Origin of the sequence: Arthrobacter parietis, assembly GCF_039530425.1 — a bacterium.
Lineage (GTDB): Bacteria > Actinomycetota > Actinomycetes > Actinomycetales > Micrococcaceae > Arthrobacter_D > Arthrobacter_D parietis.
Genome location: NZ_BAAAON010000002.1, coordinates 504556 through 528119, shown reverse-complemented (window position 1 = coordinate 528119; position 23564 = coordinate 504556). Strand labels below are relative to the sequence as shown.

The following is a 23564-nucleotide window of genomic DNA, read 5'->3' as shown; positions in this document are numbered from 1 at the left end:
TGGCCTACGGGCCGTCAACTTTCAAACCACCGGTGCCTGGCAAAATCCAGGCAACTACAGAAGGTACTCCCATGAAGTCTGATATCCACCCCAAGTACGCATCGGTCGTCTTCCGCGACCTCGCTTCTGAGAAGTCTTTCCTCACCCGCTCAACCGTTACTTCCAACAAGACGGTTGAATGGGAAGACGGAAACACCTACCCGCTGGTAGAGGTGGAAATCTCTTCGGAGTCCCACCCGTTCTACACCGGCAAGCAGCGCATCATGGACTCCGCCGGCCGCGTCGAGCGCTTCAACCAGCGCTTCAAGGGTTTCGGCAAGAAGTAGTTCGCCTGAACAGTGTTGCTGGGCCCGAACCGGAATTTCCGGTTCGGGCCCAGCGCTTTAAGCCGTATACCAAGGGGTAGCCGGAAGGTGCAGCAGGAGGATCATGGATCACGGGGCCACACGGGAATTTCACGGTGAATACAAGGTTGCCGGCGGCAAGCTGGTAGTGGTGGACACCGACGTCGCAGGCGGGAAGCTGAGTCGGGTGTCGGTGAACGGTGATTTCTTCCTGGAGCCGGACGAGGCGCTGGATGACATCAATGCCGCCCTGGAAGGGCTTGAGACCGATACTCCCCACGGCGAATTGGCATCGGCGATCCGACGGGAGCTGCGACCGGATGCGCAACTCTTCGGCTTCTCGCCGGAAGCAGTCGCCACCGCCGTCCGCAGGGCGCTCGGAAAGGCTTCCGGCTTCGCTGACCACCAGTGGGAGATCATCGGTCCCACGCCGCTTCCCACCGCCATGCACGTCGCGATGGACGAGGTGCTGACCCGTGAGGTGGGTGCCGGCCTGCGTAACCCAACCCTGCGCTTCTGGGAGTGGGAAAGCCCCTCGGTGGTCATCGGCAGCTTCCAGTCCATGCGCAACGAGGTAGACGCTGACGCGGTTCGTCGCCACGGGGTGAGCGTGGTCCGCCGCATGAGCGGCGGCGGAGCCATGTTCATGGAGCACGGCAACGCCATCACCTATTCGCTCTACATCCCGCAGTCACTGGTGGATGGAATGAGCTTCGCTGACTCCTACCCGTTCCTCGATGACTGGGTGATGGAAGGATTGAAAAAGCTGGGGATCTCCGCCTGGTACCAGCCGCTCAACGACATTGCAACGGATATCGGCAAGATCGGCGGCGCGGCGCAGAAACGGCTGAGCAACGGCGGCATGCTCCACCACGTGACGATGTCCTACGACATCGATGCCGACAAAATGCTCGAGATCCTCCGGATCGGACGCGAGAAGCTCTCCGACAAGGGAATCAAGAGCGCCAAGAAGCGGGTGGACCCCCTTCGTCGGCAGACCGGACTGACACGGGAGGAAATCATCCAGGTCCTGAGCGAAACCTTCAGGGAGCGCTACCAGGCCGTAGACGGGATCCTGACAGAGACCGAACTGGCAACGGCGCAGATGCTGGTCGAGGAGAAGTTCGGTACTGACGAATGGCTTTACCGCGTGCCGTGATTCGTCAGCCCGCGGCCTGTTGAGCCCGCAACGCGCGCAGCAGGTGGTCGCGTTCCTCCACCACGATCCTCCGGAGGGATTGAGGTGACCCCGCGTGTTCATCCAGCCAGGAATCTGTCAGCACCAGCACCGGATGGTCTTCAGGAACAGATTCCTCGGCGAGGTCCTGATCGCCGGGATACAGTCCACGCACAATCCTTGCCGACATTTCAATCGGCAGCTCCCGCCATACCCTCTCAATCTCCTGGAAATAGGCATCGACATACGGTTCACGCAGTTCCGACGGTCCTTGCTGGAAACCGACCATGGTGGCGCTGAGCAATTCGTTGGACAACCGATCACCGAAGACGGCCTCCTTCCACGCTCTGGCCTTGACGGCAGCGTCCGGGAACGACGTGCACGCCGTCGTGAAGCCGGTTCGGCCCGATGCAGTGCGGTCGCGCTGGAGGGCGGCTTCGAGTTCATCAACCGTGGCAAGGTTCTGCGCCGCCAACGCCTGCCACAGCTGCCAGGTGAGTTCGTCGTCGATCACCAAACCGTCAACAGTCTCCGTGCCTTCCAGCAGGCCGCGCACCAGGGGCGCATGGGTTGCTGTGTTCCGGGCGGTTGCGGCCAGCGCCCGTGCCCAGACCAGCTGATGATCAGAACCGGGTGTGGCGGCTTCCAGCCCGCGGAGCAGGAAGCGCGTGAAGCGCTCGCGCAGAGCCATCCGTGCCGGGACCGGAGCATAGTGTTCGACGGCGTGCCGGGCGTTCTGAAGTAGCTGCTGGAGAATCCCTACGCCCTCCTCGGCCGGCGCTGTCCTCCCGACCGCCTCCACGTAGTCGTCTGCGCTGAGAATGCCGTCACGAGTCGAGGACCACAATGCAGCCAGGCATACAGCCCTCGCCAGGGGTTCCTCCAGCCGGTCCGCGGAGGACAGAAGCGTTGCGAGGGAGCGATCATCGAAGACGAGCTTTGCATAGGTCAGGTCATCGTCGTTGATGAGCAGCAGATCGGGCTGTGCGCTGCCGATGAGTTCGGGAACCTCCGTGCGGTCCCCGTCCAGCAGGACATCGTGGGAGGCGGTGCGGAGCAGCCTGCCGTTCGGATCAAGCGAGTAGAGCCCTAAACGGACGCTGTGCGGGCGGGGAGCAGGTGTTGAACTCACGGGGTCGAGCGCCTGCTGGAGGATCGCCAGGGAGGTATAGACGCCGTCGTCGTCGGTTTCCACCTGAGCGGCAAGCTGCGGAACTCCAGAGGTCTGCAGCCACCGCTGTGCCCAGTCCGACATGTCCCTGCCCGAGGCTTCACTGAGAGCTCCCAGCAGGTCATCGAGAGTAGTGTTCGAGAAGGCGTGCTTGCGGAAGTAGGATCGTGCCGCGGACGCAAAAGCTTCGAAACCGGCGTAGGCCACGAGCTGCTTCAGGACCGAGGCACCCTTGGCATAGGTGATGCCGTCGAAATTGAGCTTCGCGGCTTCCAGGTCCACGATGTCCGCGACGATCGGGTGGGTGGAAGGCAGCTGATCCTGCAGGTAGGCCCAGGCCTTGCGCCGGGTGGCGAAGGTGACCCACGAGGTCGGCGAATCCAACGCCTCCGCTACCGCGAGCGCTCCCGAGAAGTCAGCGAAAGATTCTTTCAGCCACAGATCATCCCACCAGGTCATCGTCACGAGATCGCCGAACCACATATGCGCCATCTCGTGCATGATCGTATTGTCCCGCGCCTCGTACTGCGCGTGTGTGGCCCTCGACTGGAACACATAGGACTCGGTGAAGGTCACCAGACCGGGGTTTTCCATGGCACCGAGGTTGTATTCGGGCACAAAGGCCTGATCGTATTTCCCGAACGGATAAGGGTACCGGAACAGGTCGTGGAAGTAGGTGAGTCCCCGGCGCGTGGTGTCGAAGATCCGCGCCGCATCGAGGTGCGCGCTGAGCGACCGGCGGCAGAACAGGGACAAGGGGATGGTCAGCACCTCTCCGCCGTCCAGAATGCCGGTCCATTCGTCAGTCACGGATTCGTATGGACCGGCCAGGACCGTCGTGATGTAGGTCGAGATGCGCATGGTCGGCGCGAAGTGCCAGGTCGCGGAGCCGTCGTCGTGCTGGTCGCGGCTGGTCTCGGCGCCGTTCGATGCGACGGTCCACCGCTCCGGGGCGCGAACATGGAAGCTGAAGGACGCCTTGAGGTCGGGCTGTTCGAAGCAGGCGAAGACACGGCGGGCGTCGGCTGGCTCGTACTGGGTGTACAGGTACGTCTCACCGTCGGCGGGATCCTCGAATCGGTGCATACCCTCGCCGCTGCGGCTGTACAGCGCCGTACCGTCCACGATCACGGTGTTCTGCTCAGCAAGCTGGGGGAGCATGATGCGCGCGCCGTCAACAACCTGCTCTGGATCCAGAACCGCACCGTTGAGCGTGACGGATTGCACCCTGGCGGGAATGAAGTCGAGGAAAGTGTCGGCACCGGGGGAGGAACAGTCGAACGTCACAACTGTCCGCGATGAGAACCCGGTACTGCCGGCATCCTCCGCGGTGCGTACATCCAGCGTGATCTCATAGCTGGAGACGGTGATGATTGCTGACCGGTCCGCCGCCTCATCGCGGCGCAGATTCTCGTTGTGCACCGGCCTATTCAACCATGATCGGTGCGGCCAGCCGCGATGACTGTCGAGGGCACCACGGCGCGCAGCCGGTCCGTGGCGCCGGTAGGTAAACACGTCCGATACATGGCAATGTGGAGCCATGTCCGAGCTCTTTGAAGACTACGCAACCGTCGCACGGCGCACTGTCGCTTACGACGAGATGTTCGACGACGCCAATCAACCGCGCTCCGAATACAGACCCGTGGCTGCCGCCCTTGAAGAGCTCAACCTAGCCGATGTGACCGCCCGGGCGGACTCGATGGCGCGGACGTTCCTCGATCGCGGAGTCACCTTCGATTTTGCGGGGGAGGAGCGGCCCTTCCCGCTTGATATCGTGCCTCGCGTCATAGCCGGGTCCGACTGGGACTCACTTGAACGCGGCGTGACGCAGCGGGTACACGCACTCGAAGCCTTCCTCAACGACATCTACGACAAGATGAGCGTCGTGTCCGACGGCGTCATTCCCCGCCGCCTGATCACTTCCTCGGCGCACTTCCACCGGGAGGTGGCCGGCTTCGATCCGGCCGGAGGGGTGCGCGTGCATATTTCCGGAATCGACGTGGTGCGGGACGCCGAAGGCACTTTCCGCGTCCTCGAGGACAATGTGAGGGTCCCCAGCGGCGTCAGCTACGTGCTGGAGAACCGCCGGGCCATGGCAAAGGGGCTGCCCGAGGCCTTCGGCCAGCAGCACATCCGTCCGGTCGAGGAATACCCGCGCCGTCTGCTTGCAGCGCTGCGAAAGACAGCGCCGCCCGGAGCGGAGGACCCCACCGTCGTCGTGCTCACGCCCGGCGTGTTCAACTCGGCGTACTTCGAACACACCCTGCTCGCCGGGCTTATGGGCGTGGAGCTCGTCGAGGGACGGGACCTCATCTGCCGGAGCAACCGGGTTTACATGCGGACGACGGCCGGGGAACAGCGCGTGGATGTGATCTACAAGCGCATCGACGATGAATTTCTCGACCCGTTGCAGTTCCGGGCAGATTCGGTGCTCGGTTGTCCCGGGATCGTCAACGCGGCGCGGGCAGGCACTGTGACCATCGCTAACGCGGTAGGAAACGGTGTGGCCGATGACAAGCTCGTTTACACCTACGTGCCGGACCTGATCCGCTACTACCTCAATGAGGAGCCGATCATCGCCAACGTTGACACCTTCCGGCTGGAGGAACCAGTTGCCCGGGAGGAAGTGCTGGACCGGCTCGACGAGCTGGTGGTGAAGCCCGTGGACGGATCGGGCGGCAAGGGTCTGGTGATTGGTCCTGATGCGACGGCGGACGAGCTTGCCGCACTCCGGAACCGGATTCTGGCCGATCCCCGGGGCTGGATTGCGCAGCCTGTCCTGCAGCTCTCCACCGTGCCCACAATGTCCGGCGGTCAGTTCGGTCCCCGCCATGTTGATCTTCGTCCGTTTGCGGTGAATGACGGTGAGAACGTGTGGGTCCTGCCCGGAGGGTTGACCCGGGTAGCCATGAAGGAGGGCTCACTGATCGTGAACTCCAGCCAGGGAGGCGGATCGAAGGATACCTGGGTGGTCGACGGCCAGTCAGACAGCGCGCCCGTCCGTCCCGAAGCCGCTCCGGTGACCGAGCGGGTCAGTGTGTGGCCCGTTGAGACGGGGTGGCGGGACCGGCAACCCGAACAACAGCAACAGCAGTTGCATGGGCTCCATCAGAACAGCGGTGAAGGAGAGGTGCACAACAATGCTTAGCCGGATTGCCGAGTCGCTGTTCTGGATCGGCAGGTACGTTGAGCGGGCTGACGGCACCGCCCGTATCCTCGATGTTCACCTTGAACGGCTGAACCAGATGCCTCGTCCCGTTCAGCGGGACGTCTCGCGGCAGCTGCTCGGAGTTATGGGCAGCAAACCTGAGTCTGATGACTTCGGCCTGCCTGATCTCATCGAGGCACTCGCCTTCGATCGCAGCAGCGCTACTTCCATCGCCGGAGCCCTCGGCGCTGCACGGGAGAACGCGCGTCGGGCCCGGGAAACGGTGTCCGGAAGCGTATGGGAGGGGCTCAACACCACCTGGTACGGACTAACGCAGCATCGGAAAGACGTAGTCGGGACCTACCGCTTCTGCCACTGGGTCATCGAACGCACCGCCATGGTGCGCGGTCTCTCGGACACCACCATGAGCCACGATGAGAGCTGGCAGTTCCTGGTGCTCGGGCGCAGTCTTGAACGGGCAGACATGACTGCCCGGATGCTCTCCACGCGTGACGTTCACGCATCCGGCCTGTCGTGGGTGAACATGCTCCGCTGCGCCGGCGCGTACGAGTCGTTCCTGAGAACCCGGCGCGCATCCTTCGGCGAACAGCACGCGGCTCAGTTCCTCCTGCTGGACCGGCTGTTTCCGCGTTCGATCGTCTACGCCCTGAGTGATGCCGAGAAGTGCCTCGCGAACCTGAACCCGGCCTACCAGCGCGTCGGCTTCATCAATGACGCCAGCAGGATCGTGGGCCAGGCCCGCACCTTCCTTGAGTTCCATCAGACGGACGACCTCATGCTGGAGCTGCCCGAGCATATGGAAAGAGTCCAGAAGGCGTGTGCGCGTGCCTCTGATGCCGTCTCACGCACGTATTTCTCGCAGGCAGCGGAACTGTCCTGGGTAGGGGAGGTCTCATGAGCCGCTTGCTGATTGAACACCGGACCGGCTACGACTATCTGCGCCGTGTGTCGCTGTCCTACAACGAAGCGCGCATGACCCCGCTGACAGATTCTCAGCAGGTGGTGCTCGAATCAACGGTCACCCTCAATCCGTCCGGTGCATCAATGGCCACCTACCGTGACTACTGGGGTACCCGTGTGACGTCGTTCGATGTCCACGTGCCCCACGACCGGCTGGAAGTGTCGGCGCGGACCCTCGTGGAAGTCAGCCGCACTGAACGCATTCCAGCTCCGGAGGAAGTGGTGAGCTGGCAGCACCTGCGCTCCGACGAAGTTGTGAACGATTACGCTGACTGGCTTCCGGACACGCCTCTGACGGAACCCGATGCTGAAATCCGCTCGCTGGTCCGGGATGTCGTCGGCGGCGAGGACCCCCATGCCGCCGCGCACTCCGTTTTTGATTGGCTCAAGGGCGAGATGAAGTACGTGCAGGGCGTTACAGGTGTGCAGTCCAACGCCCGTGATGCCTGGTCCGAGCGCCAGGGGGTTTGTCAGGACCTTGCTCACGTCGCGATCGGCGCACTGCGCAGCCTCGGTATTCCCGCCCGGTACATTTCGGGATACCTGCACCCGCGCAGGACGGCGGCAGTCGGTGAGGCGGTGGCGGGACAGTCCCATGCCTGGGTCGAGTGGTGGGACGGCGAGTGGCGCGGCTGGGACCCGACCAACAGCGGCCCCGTCAGCGACTTCCATGTGTCTGTGGCGCGGGGCCGTGACTACCGCGATGTCTCGCCTCTGAAGGGCATCCTCTCGGGCGGCGGTGGGTCCTCACTCAACGTGACGGTGGAAATCACCCGCGTAGCCTGACGGTGGGCTGCGGACCAAACGGACCGCGGCCCACCGCCGCGCTGCGCAATCTCCCGTTACCCCTCGACTACCTGCCCCTTGCTGAGAATTGTCAGTCCGGACTCCGTCACCGTGAATCCGCGGCTGATATCCAGTTCGCGGTCCACGCCGATCTTGGCACCGGGGGGAATGTGGACGTTCTTGTCGATAATCGCCTTCCGGACAACCGCTCCTGAACCAATCGCCACGTGATCGAGCAGGACGGAGCCCGTCACATCGGCTCCCTCGTCGACGAAAACGTCCGTGGCCAGGACCGATCCCTGCACCGCACCACCGGAAATGACGACGCCGTTCGAAACGATCGAATCGTGCGCGACACCTGAAACGCCGCTCGCGCTCCGGACAAACTTGGCGGGCGGGGAAATGCTCTGCCGGGTGTAGATCGGCCACTCGAGGTTGTACAGATTGAACAACGGGAGCGGGGTGATGAGATCCATGGTGGCGTCATAGTAGGAATCCAGCGTGCCGACATCGCGCCAGTACTGGCTGTCCCGATCGGTCGATCCGGGAATCTCGTTGGTGGTGAAGTCATACACAGCGGCATCTCCACGCTCCACGAAGTGGGGGATGATGTCCCCGCCCATGTCGTGTTTGGTGTTGAGGCGTGCGGCGTCAACCTCGAGGGCTTCGATCAGGGCGTCCGTATTGAAGACGTAGTTGCCCATGGACGCCAGGAAGCTGTTGGGGTCATCGGGAAGTCCGGGCGTTGTCTCGGGCTTCTCGACGAAAGCCGAGATGCGGCCGGGATCATTGGAATCGACTTCGATGACGCCGAACTGGTTAGCGAGATGAAGCGGCTGCCGCACAGCTGCGACGCTCACCGACGCCCCGCTGCGCTGATGCGCTTGCACCATCTGCTCGAAGTCCATCCGGTAGACGTGGTCCGCTCCGATGACGACGACGATGTCCGGCCGCGCGTCATGGATCAGGTTGAGAGACTGGTAAATGGCGTTGGCACTGCCCAGGAACCAGCTCTTGCCGCGCCGCTGCTGCGCGGGCACGGAGGCGATGTACTGCTGCAACTGGGTGGACATGCGCCAGGTCTCGGAGATGTGCCGGTCCAGGCTGTGCGACTTGTACTGGGTGAGCACCACAATCTGGAGATAGCCGGAGTTGACCACATTGGACAGCGCGAAATCGATGAGCCGGTAACTGCCGGCAAAAGGAACCGCAGGTTTGGCCCGGTCCGCCGTGAGCGGCATGAGCCGCTTTCCTTCGCCGCCTGCCAGTACCACCGCAAGCACTTTCTTGACTGCCACGGGTAACCCCTTCCGCTCGTCCTTGAGTATGACCACGTTCGACTCACACTAGAGGACTCGCCCGCCCTGCACTACGTTGTAGTTGTGCGAATAGACATTGTGACAAAGGAGTTCCCGCCCGAGATCTACGGCGGCGCAGGCGTTCACGTAGCGGAATTGGCTCGCGTGCTCGCCGGGCACGTCGATTTAGCCGTGCACTGTTTCGGCGCAGAACGTCCAGCGGACTATCACGGCGCCCGCGTGAGCACCTACGGCGTCCCTGACGGGCTGACGGATGCAAATGCGGCGGTGCAGACCCTGGGCACGGATCTGTCCATCCTGCAGGGCATCAGCGGTTCGGACCTGGTGCACTCCCACACCTGGTATGCCAATATGGCGGGCCACCTCGCCTCGCTCCTGCACGGCATCCCGCACGTGCTCAGTGCACACAGCCTGGAACCGTTGCGTCCGTGGAAGGCCGAGCAGCTCGGCGGCGGCTATGCGCTTTCGTCCTGGGTGGAGAAAACAGCATATGAGTCTGCTGCGGCGGTGATCGCGGTTTCCGACGGCATGCGTCAGGACATTCTGCGCTGCTACCCGGAGGTTGATCCTGCCCGAGTGCAGGTTGTGCACAACGGGATTGACACCAAAGCGTGGATTGCAGACCGCAATGACGACGCCGTCCGTGCGCTGGGAATCGACCCAGACCGTCCCAGCGTGGTTTTCGTGGGCAGGAACACCCGTCAGAAGGGTGTTCCGTACCTGCTGCGCGCTGCTGCGAAGCTGGCAGCAGACGTGCAGTTGGTGCTGTGCCTGGGAGCGGCAGATACGCCGGAACTTGCCGCCGAGACCGCCCGCCTGATCGACGATCTGCGTGCGCAGCGCGGTTCAGTGATCCTGATTGAGCGGATGCTCCCGCGGAATGAGCTGGTCCAGGTACTCAGCCACGCAACCGTCTTCGCCTGCCCCTCAATCTATGAGCCGCTCGGCATTGTGAATCTTGAGGCGATGGCTTGCGGTGCTGCGGTGGTAGCGAGCGCAACAGGCGGCATCCCCGAAGTGGTGGACGACGGCGTAACGGGCGTACTCGTGCCCCTCGAGCAGGTTCAGGACGGAACAGGAACCCCACTTGATCCAGAGGGGTTCGTGAATGACTTTGCGCAGGCACTCAACGCGCTGGTTGCCGATCCGGAACGCGCCCGCGCCATGGGAGGGCGCGGACGCATCCGGGCGGAGGAGCACTTTTCCTGGGACTCTATTGCAGAGTCCACGCTGAGTGTTTACCGATCGGTTCTCTAGCGGGTTTGAGCTTTGCGCGCGATCAGGATCTTCTCGTCCAGCGGCGCATCATGGCTGGCTCGCTGGATCCGTGCGTAGGCGCGGGATTCCTCCTGCCGCTCACGCTCGGCCCCCGTTGCGATGGCCGCCCGCAGATGCTCAGGGCCGTACCCGAACGCGTTGACCAGATCGACGGCGTGCGGCCGCAGCTTCAGGAGCAGCCGGTTGATGTACGGGCCGAGGGTGCGGGCGCGCTGGGCTGACAGCCGGCCGTTCATCAGGTACCAGCCGAGGTTGTCCTCGATGAGGCACAGCCCAAACAGGTCACGGAGCCAGGTGAGTACCTGCCGCGTTCCTGCATCCTCGGTCTTGGCGAGCGCCGCTGTGAACGCCTCCCACTGCAGAAGTTCGGCGTGCGCGCGTGCAGCCTGTATCAGTTCCTGCTGATGCTGGTTGAAGATTTTGGCGGCCTTCGCCGGCGGAAGCTTGCGCGCGCCCCGGAGCTCTCCGGCGAGTTCGCCGACCATGGTGTCAACGCGGCCGCACAGCAGCTCGTGCTGTGTTCCCTCGTCCCTCAGGGCAATGGCGGATTTTCGCTCCGAACCGGTGTCAACGACCGTCTGCAACACTCGCCGCAGGCCCGTTCGGTGAAGGGTCCGGTCTGCTGCCTGAGTTGCGACGAAGCGCGCGAGGACCCCAAAGTCAACTCCCTGGAATTCCTTGGCATAGTCAGCGAGGAGCCGCTTGGCCACGAGTTGCAGGAGCACGTTGTTGTCGCCCTCGAAGGTGGTGTAGACATCGAGATCTGCCCGCAGCGAGGTGTACCGGTTCTCGGTGAGGAAGCCTGCCCCTCCGCTGGCTTCCCGGCATTCCTGCAGCGTGTCCAAAGCGTGCCAGGTGGAGAGCGGCTTCAGCGCTGCAGCGAGGGTTTCCAGGTCCTGGCGGTCTTCGTCGGTGTCATGTTCACCGGAGAACACACCGTCGAACTTCGCCAGCAGCTCCTCGTGTGCAAAGGATGCGGCATAGGTGGTTGCCAGGCGGGGGAAGAGCCGACGCTGGTGCAGCTGATAGTCGAGGAGTACTTCCTCGGACAACTCGGAGGTAGTGCTGAACTGGCGCCGTTCCACCGAATACTGGATCGCAGTCTTCATGGCCAGCTTGCTGGCGGCTACGGCAGCGCCGTCGAGTGAAACGCGACCCTGAACGAGGGTTCCAAGCATGGTGAAGAAGCGGCGGCCTGGAGATTCGATCGGCGAGGTGTAGGTTCCGTCCGCTGCGACATTCCCATAGCGGTTCAGGAGGTTCTCCCGGGGAACCCGCACCTGCGTGAAGTGGAGCCGTCCGTTGTCTATGCCATTCAGACCGCCCTTCAGCCCGTCGTCCTCGCCGCCGATCCCGTCCAGAAAGTTTCCTTTCTCATCCCGCAGGGGAACGTACAGGGCGTGCACGCCGTGATTTACTCCGCGGGTGATCAGTTGCGCGAAGACAACTGCTGCTTTTCCATCGCTGGCCGCGTTGCCGATGTAGTCCTTCCACGCTGCACGGAACGGCGTATGGAGGATGAACTCTTCGCTCTCCGGGTGGAAGGTGGCAGTGGTAGCGATGCTGGAGACATCTGATCCGTGCCCGGTCTCCGTCATGGCGAAGCACCCGGGAATTTCCATGTTCATGATGCCTGGGAGCCACCGATGGTGGTGATCCTCGGTTCCGAGGTGCAGCACTGCGGCCCCGAACAGGCCCCACTGAACACCTGCCTTGATCTGGAGAGAGGGGTCGGCAACCACCAGTTCTTCAAAGCCGGCGACATTCCCTCCGTGGTCATCCGACCCGCCCAACTCCGTGGGGAACGCCCGGTGCACCGCTTTGTTCTGAACCAGAAGGTGAAGCTGGTCCAGACAGCGTGCGCGGTGCTCCGCACAGGATGCGCCCTCAGCCTTATGCAGCGACGGATCAGCTGCGAGCGCGCGTGCAGCGCGGCGGGAGTCGGCCCACCGGCCGAGCAACTGCTCGCCCAACGCTGCAACGTCAACGACGGCGGCGTCGTCGTCGTGGATTGGAAGGGTCGCGGGGACCGAGAATTCGGGACGCGTTGCGGTCTGGGTCATGATTCGTCCTTCGAACGTGGATTGCGGCGGGAGGTATGGGCAAGGGGTGCGCTCGGCACGGCGGCAGCGATGCCATCAAAGAGCCAGGCAGTAATGGAGTCTGCGAGGTCAGGCTCAGTGGGCCGGGCCGGGCCGGGAGGCGTCGACAACCATTGTTCGCCCGCGGCACGGACCATTCCGATGGCGGCGCGAGGCCAAAGAGCCAGCGGTTGTGGAATAGCTGCCGCCGGCGGTTCTTGGGCGAGGTATTCCTCCATGGGGCTGGCGAGCATGACCGAGATGGCGTCGAAGAAGGAGCTGAGCGTGGGCGACGCGTCCAACGTCGACGCCGAATCCGGTGTTGGCTGGGTCACGAAAACATAGACGCTCGGCGAGGATGAAGCCATCTGCAGGTACGCAGAAACCATTGCCCGCAGACCGTCCCTCGGCGTGCTGGCCTTCCGCGCGGCTTCGATGAGGTGTTCCTGCATGCGACCCACCACAACCTCGCCCATTGCACGCTGCAGACCTGCTTTGTCTCCGAAATAACGGTAGAAGACGGATTTTGAGGTATCTGCCGCCGAAGCGATGTCCTCCATGGAAGCGCCCGGACCGATCCTGTGGACTGCCTTGCGCGCAGTCCTGATCAGCTCCGCGCGGCGGGCTTCGCGATGTTTTGACCACCTGCTGGAACGTCCGTCCGCGGTGGGGCGTCTCATGGGCGCCATGATCTGATTCACGATACCCAGCGTATCAGGTACGCTGGGTATCGATAACTGAGGTGTTGCCCGCGAGAGATCAGAGGTTTGATCCTGCAGCCGCTTCCACCCTTCAAGTCCAAGGAGCAGCAGTGAGTAATCTTCCCGACCAGCAGAACGCCACACCCCAGAGCAGCAGTGGTCAACGCGGCGCGCGGAGCGCCGTCGTGATTGGAGGCAATCGCATCCCATTTGCCCGCTCGGGTGGACCATACGCGCAGGCGTCCAACCAGGAGATGCTGACGGCCGCTCTGGACGGCTTGGTGGCGCGTTTTGGGCTACAGGGGGAGCGAGTCGGAGAGGTTGCTGCAGGCGCCGTCCTCAAGCACTCCCGGGACTTCAACCTGACCCGCGAGGCGGTGCTGGGATCAGCCCTCGCCGCAGACACGCCGGCTTATGACGTGCAGCAAGCGTGCGCCACCGGCCTCGAGACGGTGATTGGGCTCTCCAACAAGATCAAGCTCGGACAAATCGAATCAGGCATTGCCGGTGGAGTCGATTCGGCTTCAGACGCGCCCGTAGCGGTGAGCGAGGGCCTGCGACGGGTATTGCTTGAACTCGCGCGCGCACGGTCTACCCCGCAAAAACTTGCTGCACTGCGTAAACTTCGTCCCGTCGATCTCAAGCCGAATGCCCCGACAACGGCGGAGCCCCGCACCGGCCTGTCCATGGGGGAGCACCAGGCAATCACTACCTCGCGCTGGAACATCAGCAGGCAGGCCCAGGACGAGTTGGCGCTGGCAAGCCACGCCAACATGGCCGCTGCCTATGACCGCGGGTTCTTCGACGACCTCGTCACGCCCTTCCGCGGGGTCTCGAGGGACGGAAACCTGCGCGCTGACACCTCCCTTGAAAAGCTGGGATCGCTCAAGCCGGTATTCGGCCGGAACCTGACCGGGGAGGCCACCATGACCGCCGGTAATTCCACCCCGCTGACAGATGGTGCGGCGGCGGTACTCCTGGGCTCCGAGGATTATGCGCGCAAACACAATCTGCCCATGCTGGCGAACGTTGTGGACGCTGAAGCGGCCGCCGTTGACTTTGTGCACGGTAAGGAGGGGCTCCTGATGGCGCCGGTCTACGCAATGCCGCGCCTGCTGCAACGCAACGACATGACGTTCGATGACTTCGACTTCTTCGAAATTCACGAAGCCTTCGCCAGCACCGTGCTGAGCAGCCTCGCCGCCTGGGAGGACGAGGATTTCTGCCGCACCCAGCTCGGTCTTTCCGGTGCGCTCGGAACAGTGGACCGCACCAAACTCAACGTCAACGGTTCTTCGCTGGCCGCGGGTCATCCGTTCGCAGCGACCGGAGCACGCATTGTCGCTTCGCTGGCTAAGTCCCTCGCCGAGAAGGGCTCGGGACGCGGTCTGATCTCGGTCTGTGCTGCCGGGGGCCAAGGCGTCGTGGCTATTCTGGAGGCGCGCTGACCATGACGGACACCTATCTCAACCTGGTCAACGCCCAGCCTCTCAGCAGGATCGCGAAGGCCGCCGGTCTGCCGCGGCCGGTCCCGCTCCGCCGTTACGCTCCAGATGCGCCGCTCGTGCCGGGGCCGGTTTTGGTGCTGGGCCGCTCCCGCAGCACGCAGGACATGGCTGCAACACTGCTCGAGTGGAACCTGGACGTCCGTCGGCACCTCCGGCCAAAGGAGAAGTTTGGCGCGGCCGTCGTTGTGCTTGATGATTTAGCACACCCCGGCGAGCTGTCGGAGGTCTTCCTCGAACTCGGCCACGGACTGCGGAACCTGCTTCCAGGCGGGCGCATCATCACAATCTCCCGGCCCGTCACCTCCGAAATCTCCCCCCAGACCGCTGCCGCCCGGCAGGCCGTCGACGGGACGCTGCGCAGTCTGGCGAAGGAACTGCGGGGAGGAGCGACCGCTAACGGGATCCTCCTTGGTGAGGGTGTGAATACAGCCGCACCCAGCGTCCGAGGGACACTCGAGTTCCTGCTCTCCGGCAAAAGCGCCTATGTGGACGGGCAGTTCATCGCAGTAGGGTCGGATCACGGCGCGCCGCCCAAGTCTGCAGAACTGCCACTCGCCGGCCGCACGGCTGTAGTGACCGGGGCCGCACGCGGGATTGGTGCGGAGATTGTCCGTGTCCTCCGACGCGACGGTGCGCACATCATCGCCGTGGACGTACCGGCGGCGGGGGAGCAGCTGGCGCAGGTAGCCAACCACGCCGGCGGCACGGCTCTGCAGGTTGATGTCACCGCTCCTGACGCCGCCGAGCGAATCCTTCGGCACGCTGCCACCCGGTACGGCGGACTCGACATCATGGTTCATAACGCAGGCATCACCAGAGACCGGCTGCTCGCCAACATGGACCAGGCTCGATGGAGCTCCGTGCTCGCTGTCAATGTTGAGTCCCAGCTCCGCATCAATGAAAAGTTGCTCAGTTCGGACCATTTCAACAGCAACGGCAGCATTGTGTGTCTGGCCTCCACCAGCGGGATCGCCGGCAATCGGGGCCAGACAAACTATGCAGCGTCCAAGGCAGGCGTGATCGGCATGGTTCGCGCCACTGCCGATGCCCTGGCGGGCTCCGGGCGCACCATCAACGCCGTCGCACCGGGATTCATCGAGACGGACATGACGGCGAGAATTCCCTTCGCCACCCGCGAGGTGGCACGGCGCCTGAGCAGCCTGCAGCAGGGTGGGCTCCCCCTGGACGTAGCCGAAGCGGTCTCATTCCTCGCCTCGACCAATGCTGCCGGAATCAACGGTCAGGTCCTGCGTGTCTGCGGACAGAACCTGGTAGGTGCCTGATGGATCGCCGCTTGGACGCTCCTCCGAAGCTGCCGACGCTCTACGCTGCGGCGCTGGCGCGTCAGGCAAGGAACGCGCTGCGCAGGCCCGCGCCCGCGGACCCGTTGCCGACAGAGCGACACAGGGTTGACAACGTCACGGCCACGCAGGAGAAGCTTGACGCTTTCCAGCGCCTGATGGGCCGCCCGCAAGCAGAGTTCCTCCCGTCAGGGTATCTCCACACCCTCGCGTTCCCGGTGGCGGTCAGCGTTCTTGCCAGGCCGGACTTTCCGCTTCCGCTGCTCGGTATGATCCACCTCAGTAACGAGATCCACCACCTGCGTCCGATTTCGCTCAGCGAGCGCCTGAGTGTCACCGCCTGGGTCGAAAATCTGTTGCCGCATCACAGCGGCGCCCAGGTGGACGTCTTGGTTGACATCAAGACTGACTCCGGATCCGTCTGGAGAGGCAGGTCCACCTATCTGGCGAAGGGCGTCAAGGCGAACGGGCCGGCGGGTACGGCCGTGCCGTCCGCGGGCGAGCGCCGGACCGAACAACTACCGGAATTTCACACCCGCCAGTGGGCACTGGCGAGCGACATCGGGCGGCGTTACGCGAGCGTCTCGGGTGACTACAACCCTATCCATCTGAGTGGGATCTCGGCGCGGGCAAGTGGTATGAAGCGGCCTATTGCCCATGGCATGTACCTGGCCTCGCGCATGGCGGCAGAGATGGGCCCCGGGGACGCAACACCCTTCCGCTGGACAGTTGAGTTCAGGGCTCCGGTCACCCTGCCCTCAAGGGTATTCCTGTCGGCGGGCATGGACAGGTCAGTAACGGCCCAGTGGCAAGGGGCCGAAGTGACCGCCTGGGATCCGCGTCGTCGTCGTAAGCATTTTTCCGGTCGAATGGAAAGGCTGGGAGACAGCGCAGGCGAGGAATAATTGCATGACCCTCCTTCAATGTCCAGAGGGACGGCCTGATTCGCCATCAGTTTCAACCCAGATGGTCTCCTGGTCTGTGATCGGCCTTTCGAACAGTGCAGACTCCAGAAGTCAGCTACCGCTGACGGTTCACCACTGATCGAAACGAGGAATTTCGTGAATTCACGAGGTTTGAAGGCAGCCGTTCTCGCAGCATCGACGCTGATGGCTACGGCACTGATGACCGGCGGGGCGGCCCAGGCCGCTCTGCAGACGCCGCTGAAGGCGCCGGCGGCCACCATCTCCCATGCACAGACCGACTCCCAGGATGCGCTTGAGGCGTACTGGACCCCGGAGCGGATGAAGAACGCAAAGCCAGGCAACACCATCAACTCACAGGGCTGGGGGGAGCAGGGCCGCTCCATCATGCCGAAGGCAGGCGCGGATGCCCTTGCTGCACCACAGCCCAAGGCAGCACCGGTCAAGCGTGCAGGTAGCCCTGCACCGGTGTCGCATATCGGGAAGGTCTTCTTCACGCTCGGCGGCCAGAACTACGTCTGCTCGGCCAATTCGGTTCAGAGCTTCAATCAAAGCACCGTTGCCACCGCCGGGCACTGCACCTATGACATCAACGCCGGCTGGGCAAGCAAGTTCGTGTTCGTGCCCGCCTACAGCAACGGGTCTGCTCCATACGGCATGTGGTCGGCAACGTCGCTGCATTCCACCAGCGAATGGATCTCCCGCAACGACATCAGCTACGACGGCGCCTTCGCCGTTGTAGCGCCGTTGAACGGGCGCACGCTGGCCGCCACCGTGGGTGCGTCGAGGATCGGCTTCAACCTCGCCCGCGGTCTCACCTACACCGCCTACGGTTATCCCGCAGCTGCTCCCTTCAACGGGGAATCCCTGAAGAACTGCTATGGCACCGCCTCACGCGACCGGATCGGCGGCACACAGTCCCAGGGCATCCCGTGTGACATGACCGGCGGGTCTTCCGGCGGGCCCTGGTTCATCGGATCGGGCTCGTCCGGCACACAGAACTCCGTGAACAGCTTCGGCTACAACACCCAGAAGAACGTCATGTACGGACCGTACTTCGGAAGCTCCATCCAGAGCGCGTACACCAACGCGTCCAACCGCTAGCGCACAACGCTTACCGGTCCGGAAAGGCCGGCTCCACCTCACGCGGTGGGGCCGGCTTTCGCGTCACCGGTGAGCCGGTGTTGCGCACCTACACTGATTGCATGACGAACGACTCCCTGCTTGCCCGTGCCCGCACTCTTGATGCGGAGGACCCCCTGGCCTCCTGCCGCGCGCTCTTTGAAGGCCACGACGACGATGCTATTGCGGCCTATCTGGACGGAAATTCGCTCGGGCGCCCGCTGAGGGCAACCACGGAGCACCTACCTGAGTTTGTGCGGAAACAGTGGGGCGGCAGGCTCATCCGTGGCTGGGACGAGGAGTGGCTGCAGCTTCCCCAGAGAATAGGGGACCGCATCGGGCGGGTTGTGCTAGGTGCGGCGGACGGCCAGTGTGTCGTCGCCGATTCCACGAGCGTCCTGCTGTACAAGGTCATTCGAGCAGCACTCGCCGCTCGCCCGGGCCGGACGGGCATAGTGATCGAACGGGGCAACTTCCCCACTGACCGGTTCATCGTCGAAGGAATCGCGGCCGACCGCGGACTGGCGGTTCACTGGGTGGAGGCAGCATACGACGCTGGTCCCACCCCCGAGGAAGTGGCAGGCGCACTCGGCACGGACACCGCCGTCGTCGTCCTCAGCCATGTTGCCTACCGGTCGGCCCACATCGCCGACATGGAAGCGATCACCCGGCTTGTGCACGAGGCTGGAGCGCTGATTGTGTGGGACCTAAGCCATTCTGTGGGGTCGGTGCCTGTGCGGTTGGACGCCTGTGGGGCGGACTTCGCGGTCGGTTGCAGCTACAAATACCTCAACGGCGGGCCTGGTGCACCTGCCTGGGCTTACGTGGCCCGGCGGCACCTCGCTGATCTCGTCCAGCCCATTCAGGGCTGGCTGGGAAGTGCCGATCCGTTCGGGATGGGTTCGAGCTACCAGCCCGCGGATGGAATCCGCCGCATGATCTCGGGTACGCCACCGATCCTCGGCATGCTTGCGCTGCAGGACATGCTCGACCTCATCGAGGGTGTGGGTATCGAAGCCGTTCGAGCCAAATCGGTGAAGCTGACCTCCTTCGCCATCGAAGCAGTCGACGAACTGATGGGTCCAGCCGGAGTGAACGTTGCATCGCCCCGTGATGCTGCGCAGCGCGGCAGCCACATAACCATTGACCATGAGTCTTTCAGAACGGTGCTGCCCGGGCTGTGGAAGGACGGCGTCATTCCCGATTTCCGCAACCCCGATGGACTCCGTCTGGGCCTGTCCCCGCTGTCCACCTCATTCGAAGAGACGTTGATTGGTATCCGCGCGATCGCGGACCGGCTTCCCGCGAAGGTACTCGATTAAACTCTTGGGCCATGCTCGTGTTAGAGTTTTTCTCGCTGCTTTCGAGGGTTTTGAGCCTCGAAATCACCACCTGCGCGGGTGGCGGAATGGCAGACGCGCTAGCTTGAGGTGCTAGTCCTCTTATTGAGGGTGGGGGTTCAAGTCCCCCTCCGCGCACAACAAAAACCCCGGATTTCCGGGGTTTTTTTGTGCCCTCGACCACGTCGATGCTGTCGCCAAACCCATCGCATGGGTTCGGCTGGGCTGCGCACTTCGCCGGCCAGGCGCGGACGCGGGCCTCCGGGAGGAATCAGGAGCGCCGCTGTCTAAGGGCAAGGGTCACCGGACGAATACCCCTGCACTCCGTGTCGCGCACCTTGATACGTGCCAGCGTTGTGCTGAAACTTCTCGCCATCGGGCAACTCACTGTAGGTACGCGGTCTGCTCAGGTCCTTGTGGCGGGCCAACAGTCCCAGGAGGGTCACCACAGCCCCGGCTGCGATCAGGAGCGATCCCGCGACGACGGCCGCTATGCCCAGGGCGTCGCTCTTACCTTCGATGACATCGGCGAATGGAAGTAGCGAGGCGGTCAGACCTACCACGATCGATAGTCCGCCGGTGCTGAGCAGTTTGGTGTGAGACATCATTTTTCCCCCCGGTTGGATACTCCATTGAAGCATCGGTATGGGATGCATCACAGGTGCAGTGCGCTCAAACTTCGCCAGTCGGGCGGTGTCTCAGGAACACTGGGAGGCAGGATAGACACCCTCGATGGGCGCACCGGAATCACTGATAGGGCATCTGCTACAAGTACCTTGTGCTTACAGTGGGCGGGTGGTCCACCCGGATACGTGATGAGAGGTTATCGATGAGCCAGGAGTGGTACCGGAACTTTGACAAGCGGATGTCGCTCTCCATCTCAAACTCGTGGCGAAAGCATAATGAGGCCGCTGGAAAACGTCAGATCCTCGCGGGGTCCGTCTTCGCCCTGATTGGCATCTGCCTGCTCGTCGCAGGTGTGAGCCGGTATGTTGACGTGGCCTACAGGGACGGAAGCAGTGGTCTCGCGGTGGCGTTCTTCCTCTTGATCACAGCTCTTGGATCTGGTTAAACGGCAGCACCCGCTCCTGTCGAAGGCAGGGAGCGGGTGCGTAACACGTGGACGGGTCCTACTCGGTGGCAGGAAGTTCCGCGTCCGGCGTCTCCTCGAGGTAGGTGGCCTTCCAGGCACCATCGGAGTACACCACGGTGGCGGAGTACATTGAACCGGCAGGATCGAAGGGGCGAGTCTCCTCCACGTCGCCGGCCTCATTGAACTCGGTGTAGGCATCCGGATTAACTGGAATCATCGCGTCAACCTCGACACCTTCCGCCACCTCCTCGGCGGCGGTCGTGATGAGGATTTGCTTCACCTTGGGCTGCCCGCCCAGAATCCAGCCGCCGTCGTCGTAAATGCCCTTAATTGTTTCTGCATTCGCAACCGCTGCCTCAGCACCGTCCAGCGAGGCGAGCAGTGCCTCCACATCGCCAGTCTGCTGGGCATAGGACTTGAGCTGGAAAACGTGGTGCAGAAAAGCCTTGGCGCCGTCAGCGGTGGGTTCGCCCATGAGGTCATTGACAGCAGGCTCGGCGATGTTCTGTGCAGGTGCGGTTGAGCTTGCCGCCGTGGGCGCCGCGTTGGATCCGGTGGCGGCAGAGTCGGTGGACTCCCCGCAACCGGTGAGCACAGCGAGGGCGACGGCGGCGGTGGCCGCAATCTTGATGGTCTTCATGATCTCCCCAGAAAGGTAAGTGATGCGCCCGAAGTGGCGTCGACGCCCATCAGGATAGCCGTAGCCTGAGGCAACGGAAGCCGAAGCCGGCTTGAACGTGCTGGAAATCACACGGCATGGGCAGACTCCGGACGCGGCATCGGTAGGCTGGTCCCAACACCCGCTATTCGATGGAGGTCTGCAATGGGCGTCGCCCCCGAAGAAGAAGTTGTCCGGATCTGCCGGGAACTCATCCAGATCGACACTTCGAACTTCGGAGATAACCAGGGACCAGGAGAGCGCAAGGCTGCAGAATATACGGCAGGTCTCATCGAAGAGGTAGGGCTCGAGGCGCAACTGTTCGAGTCAGCCCCCGGACGGGCTTCCGTTCTGACCCGGATGTCAGGAACCGACTCCAGCCTTCCAGCCCTGGTGGTGCACGGCCACCTCGACGTCGTACCTGCTCAGAAAGAGGACTGGAGTGTCGATCCGTTCAGTGCAGAGGAGCGCGACGGATTGATCTGGGGTAGGGGAGCGGTGGACATGAAAGATATGGACGCCATGATTCTTTCCGTCCTGCGCTCCATGCAGCGCGATGGCACACGGCCCAAACGAGACCTCATCTTCGCGTTCTTCGCAGACGAGGAAGCCGGCGGAAACTACGGCGCCTCCTGGCTGGTGGACAACAAACCTGAACTGTTCGACGGCGCAACTGAGGCGATCTCGGAGGTTGGCGGGTTCTCGGCAACCATCGGCGGCCAACGCACATATCTTCTGCAGACGGCAGAGAAGGGTATCTCCTGGCTTCGGTTGGTGGCGCACGGCCGCGCAGGCCACGGTTCACAGATCAATACCGATAACGCTGTAACGCAGCTCGCACGGGCAGTAGCGCGCATCGGTGAACATCAGTGGCCGATCGAGCTTACGCCGACCACGCGACAATTCCTCGACGGCGTCACGGAGCTGACGGGGGTTGAGTTCGACGCAGATAACCCGGAAATCCTGTTGAAGGAGCTGGGAACCGTTGCGCGCTTCGTCGGCGCAACCTTGCAGAACACGTCCAACCCCACAGTGTTGAAGGGCGGCTACAAGCACAACGTCATCCCCGGCAGCGCCGAAGCGCTCGTTGATGTCCGCACTCTGCCCGGACAGGAAGAGGAGGTTTTCGAGACGATCAAGTCGCTGGCGGGCGATTCCGTGGATGTCAGCTACGAGCATAAGGATGTCTCGCTCGAAGTACCGTTCGCGGGGAACCTGGTGGACCGCATGGTGGATTCGCTACTCGCCGAGGACCCCGGAGCCAAGGTGCTGCCCTACACTCTTTCCGGCGGAACCGACAACAAGTCGCTGAGCCGGCTCGGCATCACGGGTTATGGGTTTGCTCCTTTACGGCTGCCCGATGACCTCGACTTCACCGGCATGTTCCACGGCGTGGATGAGCGGGTGCCCACCGATTCACTCCGCTTCGGTGCGCGCGTGCTCAACCGTCTACTCACAGGCAGCTGATGAGTTCCGTCGCAGAGGAAATGCTTCCAGCGGATCTCCTCGAGCGGTTCCGTGCACGTGCGGCGGACTACGATGCACGGAATGTTTTTTGCACGGAAGATTTTGAGGAGCTCGCTTCCCGTGGCTACCTGCGCCTCTTCTGTCCGGAGCACGACGGCGGAGCAGCCGTGGGCATGGCCCAGGCAGTGGCCTGCCAACGCAGGCTGGCATCGGCCGCCCCTGCCACGGCCCTCGCTGTGAACATGCACCTGGTCTGGACGGCTGTGGCCAGGCTGCTCGCACAGGAGGGAGACAGTTCGCTGGGCTTCATCCTCAGCGAGGCATCCGCGGGAGAAATATTCGCCTTCGGGCTCTCGGAGCCTGGCAATGATTCGGTGTTGTTTGATTCGAGCACCGTCGTAGAGCGTCGCCCGGATGGCGGCTACGCATTCACGGGCACCAAAATCTTCACCAGCCTTTCGCCCGTGTGGACCCGGCTTGGTGTGTTCGGAAAGTGCATGGATGAAGACGGTGAACGGTTGGTTCACGGATTCGTCACCCGAGGCTCGGCCGGCACAGAGATCCTGGAGGACTGGAACATGCTTGGCATGCGGGCGACGCAGTCCCACACAACCCTGCTGAACGGCGTCGTGATTCCACCGGCAAGGATCTTCCGGAAGCTACCGGTCGGGCCGAATCGGGATCCACTTGTCTTTGCAATCTTTGCGGCGTTCGAGACGCTGATCAGCGCCGTCTATGCCGGCATTGCCGACCGCGCCCTTGAGTTGGCTGTGCAGGCCGCGCTCCAGCGGGCTCCGGGGATGGATGGAATTCCTGTTGCATCGCGTCCTGGCGTGCGTTCAGCCGTGGCAGACGCCGCCATGAGCTGGGAGCGCGTTGATGCCCACATTAGGCTGCTGGCCTCGGACCTTGATTCCGGGGCAGCTCATGGGGATCATTGGTTCGCTAAACTGGTGGCGCTGAAGATTCACTCCACGAGCGCCGCCCGCGAACTGGTGGACGCGGCAGTGTTTCTATCCGGCGGAAAGGGTTACTCCAATGACAGCGAGATCAGTCGCATCTCGCGGGACGTAGCAGCGGGTTTCTTTCATCCGTCCAACCTGGAGTCGGCGCGCCGCACGGTTGCATCGGCGTGGCTTGGTCCTGAGCAGCAGTAAGAACCACTG

General features: G+C 63.1%; 20 protein-coding genes and 1 tRNA gene. 15 read left to right on the top strand and 6 right to left on the bottom strand.

From position 1 onward, the window contains the following. Positions 1–71: 71 nt before the first annotated feature. Positions 72–326: a type B 50S ribosomal protein L31 gene (locus tag ABFX19_RS10645; protein WP_056547629.1), complete on the top strand. Its 255-nt coding sequence runs from the start codon at positions 72–74 to the stop codon at positions 324–326. A gap of 103 nt (positions 327–429) precedes the next feature. Continuing rightward, a complete protein-coding gene (gene lplAB / locus ABFX19_RS10640) occupies positions 430–1503 on the top strand; it encodes a lipoate-protein ligase LplAB (protein ID WP_346028280.1) in 1074 nt (357 codons plus the stop codon). A 4-nt stretch (positions 1504–1507) separates the two neighbouring features. Here lplAB and pepN read toward each other — a convergent pair whose 3' ends face one another. Beyond that, a complete protein-coding gene (pepN, locus tag ABFX19_RS10635; RefSeq protein WP_346028279.1) occupies positions 1508–4114 on the bottom strand; it encodes an aminopeptidase N in 2607 nt (868 codons plus the stop codon). A 118-nt stretch (positions 4115–4232) separates the two neighbouring features. Between pepN and ABFX19_RS10630 the strand changes: the two genes are divergently transcribed. Genes ABFX19_RS10630 through ABFX19_RS10620 form a run of 3 tightly spaced genes read left to right on the top strand, consistent with a single transcriptional unit; the run spans position 4233 to position 7607 of the window. Further along, positions 4233–5840: a circularly permuted type 2 ATP-grasp protein gene (locus tag ABFX19_RS10630; protein WP_346028278.1), complete on the top strand. Its 1608-nt coding sequence runs from the start codon at positions 4233–4235 to the stop codon at positions 5838–5840. Continuing rightward, positions 5833–6759: an alpha-E domain-containing protein gene (locus tag ABFX19_RS10625; protein ID WP_277357154.1), complete on the top strand. Its 927-nt coding sequence runs from the start codon at positions 5833–5835 to the stop codon at positions 6757–6759. The genes ABFX19_RS10630 and ABFX19_RS10625 overlap by 8 nt, the downstream gene beginning before the upstream one ends. Then, positions 6756–7607 carry a transglutaminase family protein gene (locus ABFX19_RS10620; protein WP_346028277.1) on the top strand — a complete coding sequence of 284 codons (852 nt, stop codon included), beginning with the start codon at positions 6756–6758 and terminating at the stop codon, positions 7605–7607. The genes ABFX19_RS10625 and ABFX19_RS10620 overlap by 4 nt, the downstream gene beginning before the upstream one ends. 56 nt (positions 7608–7663) lie before the next feature. Here the strand turns inward: ABFX19_RS10620 and glgC are convergent, their stop codons facing one another. Continuing rightward, the gene (glgC, locus tag ABFX19_RS10615) at positions 7664–8905 is read right to left on the bottom strand and encodes a glucose-1-phosphate adenylyltransferase (RefSeq protein WP_235563243.1); all 1242 of its coding nucleotides are present in this window, start codon (positions 8903–8905) and stop codon (positions 7664–7666) included. An 84-nt stretch (positions 8906–8989) separates the two neighbouring features. Between glgC and glgA the strand changes: the two genes are divergently transcribed. Continuing rightward, the gene (glgA, locus tag ABFX19_RS10610) at positions 8990–10183 is read left to right on the top strand and encodes a glycogen synthase (RefSeq protein WP_346028276.1); all 1194 of its coding nucleotides are present in this window, start codon (positions 8990–8992) and stop codon (positions 10181–10183) included. Here the strand turns inward: glgA and ABFX19_RS10605 are convergent. Further along, the gene (locus ABFX19_RS10605) at positions 10180–12267 is read right to left on the bottom strand and encodes an acyl-CoA dehydrogenase family protein (RefSeq protein ID WP_277357151.1); all 2088 of its coding nucleotides are present in this window, start codon (positions 12265–12267) and stop codon (positions 10180–10182) included. The two genes, glgA and ABFX19_RS10605, sit on opposite strands and share 4 nt — an antisense overlap. After that, positions 12264–12986 carry a TetR/AcrR family transcriptional regulator gene (locus ABFX19_RS10600; protein ID WP_404800676.1) on the bottom strand — a complete coding sequence of 241 codons (723 nt, stop codon included), beginning with the start codon at positions 12984–12986 and terminating at the stop codon, positions 12264–12266. The genes ABFX19_RS10605 and ABFX19_RS10600 overlap by 4 nt, the downstream gene beginning before the upstream one ends. Positions 12987–13096: 110 nt before the next feature. Here ABFX19_RS10600 and ABFX19_RS10595 point away from each other — a divergent pair, with 110 nt between their 5' ends. The 6 genes from ABFX19_RS10595 (at position 13097) to ABFX19_RS10570 (ending at position 19318) form a co-directional block, all read left to right on the top strand. Beyond that, positions 13097–14434 carry an acetyl-CoA C-acetyltransferase gene (locus ABFX19_RS10595; RefSeq protein ID WP_346028275.1) on the top strand — a complete coding sequence of 446 codons (1338 nt, stop codon included), beginning with the start codon at positions 13097–13099 and terminating at the stop codon, positions 14432–14434. Positions 14435–14436: 2 nt separating this feature from the next. Further along, positions 14437–15777, top strand: a complete 1341-nt coding sequence (locus ABFX19_RS10590) for a 3-oxoacyl-ACP reductase (protein WP_346028274.1) — start codon at positions 14437–14439, stop codon at positions 15775–15777. Next, positions 15777–16700, top strand: coding sequence for a MaoC family dehydratase (locus tag ABFX19_RS10585; RefSeq protein ID WP_346028273.1), 924 nt, complete (start codon positions 15777–15779; stop codon positions 16698–16700). Before ABFX19_RS10590 ends, ABFX19_RS10585 begins: the two co-directional genes overlap by 1 nt. Before the next feature lie 156 nt (positions 16701–16856). Further along, positions 16857–17822 carry a trypsin-like serine peptidase gene (locus ABFX19_RS10580; protein ID WP_346028272.1) on the top strand — a complete coding sequence of 322 codons (966 nt, stop codon included), beginning with the start codon at positions 16857–16859 and terminating at the stop codon, positions 17820–17822. Between the two features lie 101 nt (positions 17823–17923). Next, positions 17924–19162, top strand: a complete 1239-nt coding sequence (locus ABFX19_RS10575; protein WP_346028271.1) for a kynureninase — start codon at positions 17924–17926, stop codon at positions 19160–19162. Between the two features lie 72 nt (positions 19163–19234). Further along, positions 19235–19318 (top strand) — tRNA-Leu (locus ABFX19_RS10570). Between the two features lie 149 nt (positions 19319–19467). Here the strand turns inward: ABFX19_RS10570 and ABFX19_RS10565 are convergent. Next, the gene (locus ABFX19_RS10565) at positions 19468–19785 is read right to left on the bottom strand and encodes a hypothetical protein (RefSeq protein WP_277357145.1); all 318 of its coding nucleotides are present in this window, start codon (positions 19783–19785) and stop codon (positions 19468–19470) included. A 224-nt stretch (positions 19786–20009) separates the two neighbouring features. On the opposite strand from ABFX19_RS10565, the gene ABFX19_RS10560 reads away from it, so the two are divergent. Beyond that, positions 20010–20252 carry a hypothetical protein gene (locus ABFX19_RS10560; protein ID WP_277357144.1) on the top strand — a complete coding sequence of 81 codons (243 nt, stop codon included), beginning with the start codon at positions 20010–20012 and terminating at the stop codon, positions 20250–20252. 58 nt (positions 20253–20310) lie between these two features. On the opposite strand, the gene ABFX19_RS10555 is transcribed toward ABFX19_RS10560, so the two are convergent. Next, positions 20311–20913, bottom strand: coding sequence for a DUF6318 family protein (locus ABFX19_RS10555; protein ID WP_346028270.1), 603 nt, complete (start codon positions 20911–20913; stop codon positions 20311–20313). Between the two features lie 183 nt (positions 20914–21096). Here ABFX19_RS10555 and ABFX19_RS10550 point away from each other — a divergent pair, with 183 nt between their 5' ends. Then, the gene (locus ABFX19_RS10550; RefSeq protein ID WP_346028269.1) at positions 21097–22398 is read left to right on the top strand and encodes a M20/M25/M40 family metallo-hydrolase; all 1302 of its coding nucleotides are present in this window, start codon (positions 21097–21099) and stop codon (positions 22396–22398) included. Then, on the top strand, positions 22398–23555 hold the full coding sequence (locus ABFX19_RS10545; protein WP_277357141.1) for an acyl-CoA dehydrogenase family protein: 1158 nt from the start codon (positions 22398–22400) through the stop codon (positions 23553–23555). The genes ABFX19_RS10550 and ABFX19_RS10545 overlap by 1 nt, the downstream gene beginning before the upstream one ends. The last annotated feature ends 9 nt before the right edge of the window (positions 23556–23564 follow it).

What these genes read in the sequence shown, in the direction of transcription:
- ABFX19_RS10645 (WP_056547629.1), top strand. Translation starts at nt 72, where the DNA reads ATGAAGTCTGATATCCACCCCAAGTACGCATCGGTCGTCTTCCGCGAC.
- lplAB (WP_346028280.1), top strand. Translation starts at nt 430, where the DNA reads ATGGATCACGGGGCCACACGGGAATTTCACGGTGAATACAAGGTTGCC.
- ABFX19_RS10630 (WP_346028278.1), top strand. Translation starts at nt 4,233, where the DNA reads ATGTCCGAGCTCTTTGAAGACTACGCAACCGTCGCACGGCGCACTGTC.
- ABFX19_RS10625 (WP_277357154.1), top strand. Translation starts at nt 5,833, where the DNA reads ATGCTTAGCCGGATTGCCGAGTCGCTGTTCTGGATCGGCAGGTACGTT.
- ABFX19_RS10620 (WP_346028277.1), top strand. Translation starts at nt 6,756, where the DNA reads ATGAGCCGCTTGCTGATTGAACACCGGACCGGCTACGACTATCTGCGC.
- ABFX19_RS10605 (WP_277357151.1), bottom strand. Translation starts at nt 12,267, where the DNA reads ATGACCCAGACCGCAACGCGTCCCGAATTCTCGGTCCCCGCGACCCTT.
- ABFX19_RS10590 (WP_346028274.1), top strand. Translation starts at nt 14,437, where the DNA reads ATGACGGACACCTATCTCAACCTGGTCAACGCCCAGCCTCTCAGCAGG.
- ABFX19_RS10585 (WP_346028273.1), top strand. Translation starts at nt 15,777, where the DNA reads ATGGATCGCCGCTTGGACGCTCCTCCGAAGCTGCCGACGCTCTACGCT.
- ABFX19_RS10575 (WP_346028271.1), top strand. Translation starts at nt 17,924, where the DNA reads ATGACGAACGACTCCCTGCTTGCCCGTGCCCGCACTCTTGATGCGGAG.
- ABFX19_RS10565 (WP_277357145.1), bottom strand. Translation starts at nt 19,785, where the DNA reads ATGTCTCACACCAAACTGCTCAGCACCGGCGGACTATCGATCGTGGTA.
- ABFX19_RS10560 (WP_277357144.1), top strand. Translation starts at nt 20,010, where the DNA reads ATGAGCCAGGAGTGGTACCGGAACTTTGACAAGCGGATGTCGCTCTCC.
- ABFX19_RS10555 (WP_346028270.1), bottom strand. Translation starts at nt 20,913, where the DNA reads ATGAAGACCATCAAGATTGCGGCCACCGCCGCCGTCGCCCTCGCTGTG.
- ABFX19_RS10550 (WP_346028269.1), top strand. Translation starts at nt 21,097, where the DNA reads ATGGGCGTCGCCCCCGAAGAAGAAGTTGTCCGGATCTGCCGGGAACTC.
- ABFX19_RS10545 (WP_277357141.1), top strand. Translation starts at nt 22,398, where the DNA reads ATGAGTTCCGTCGCAGAGGAAATGCTTCCAGCGGATCTCCTCGAGCGG.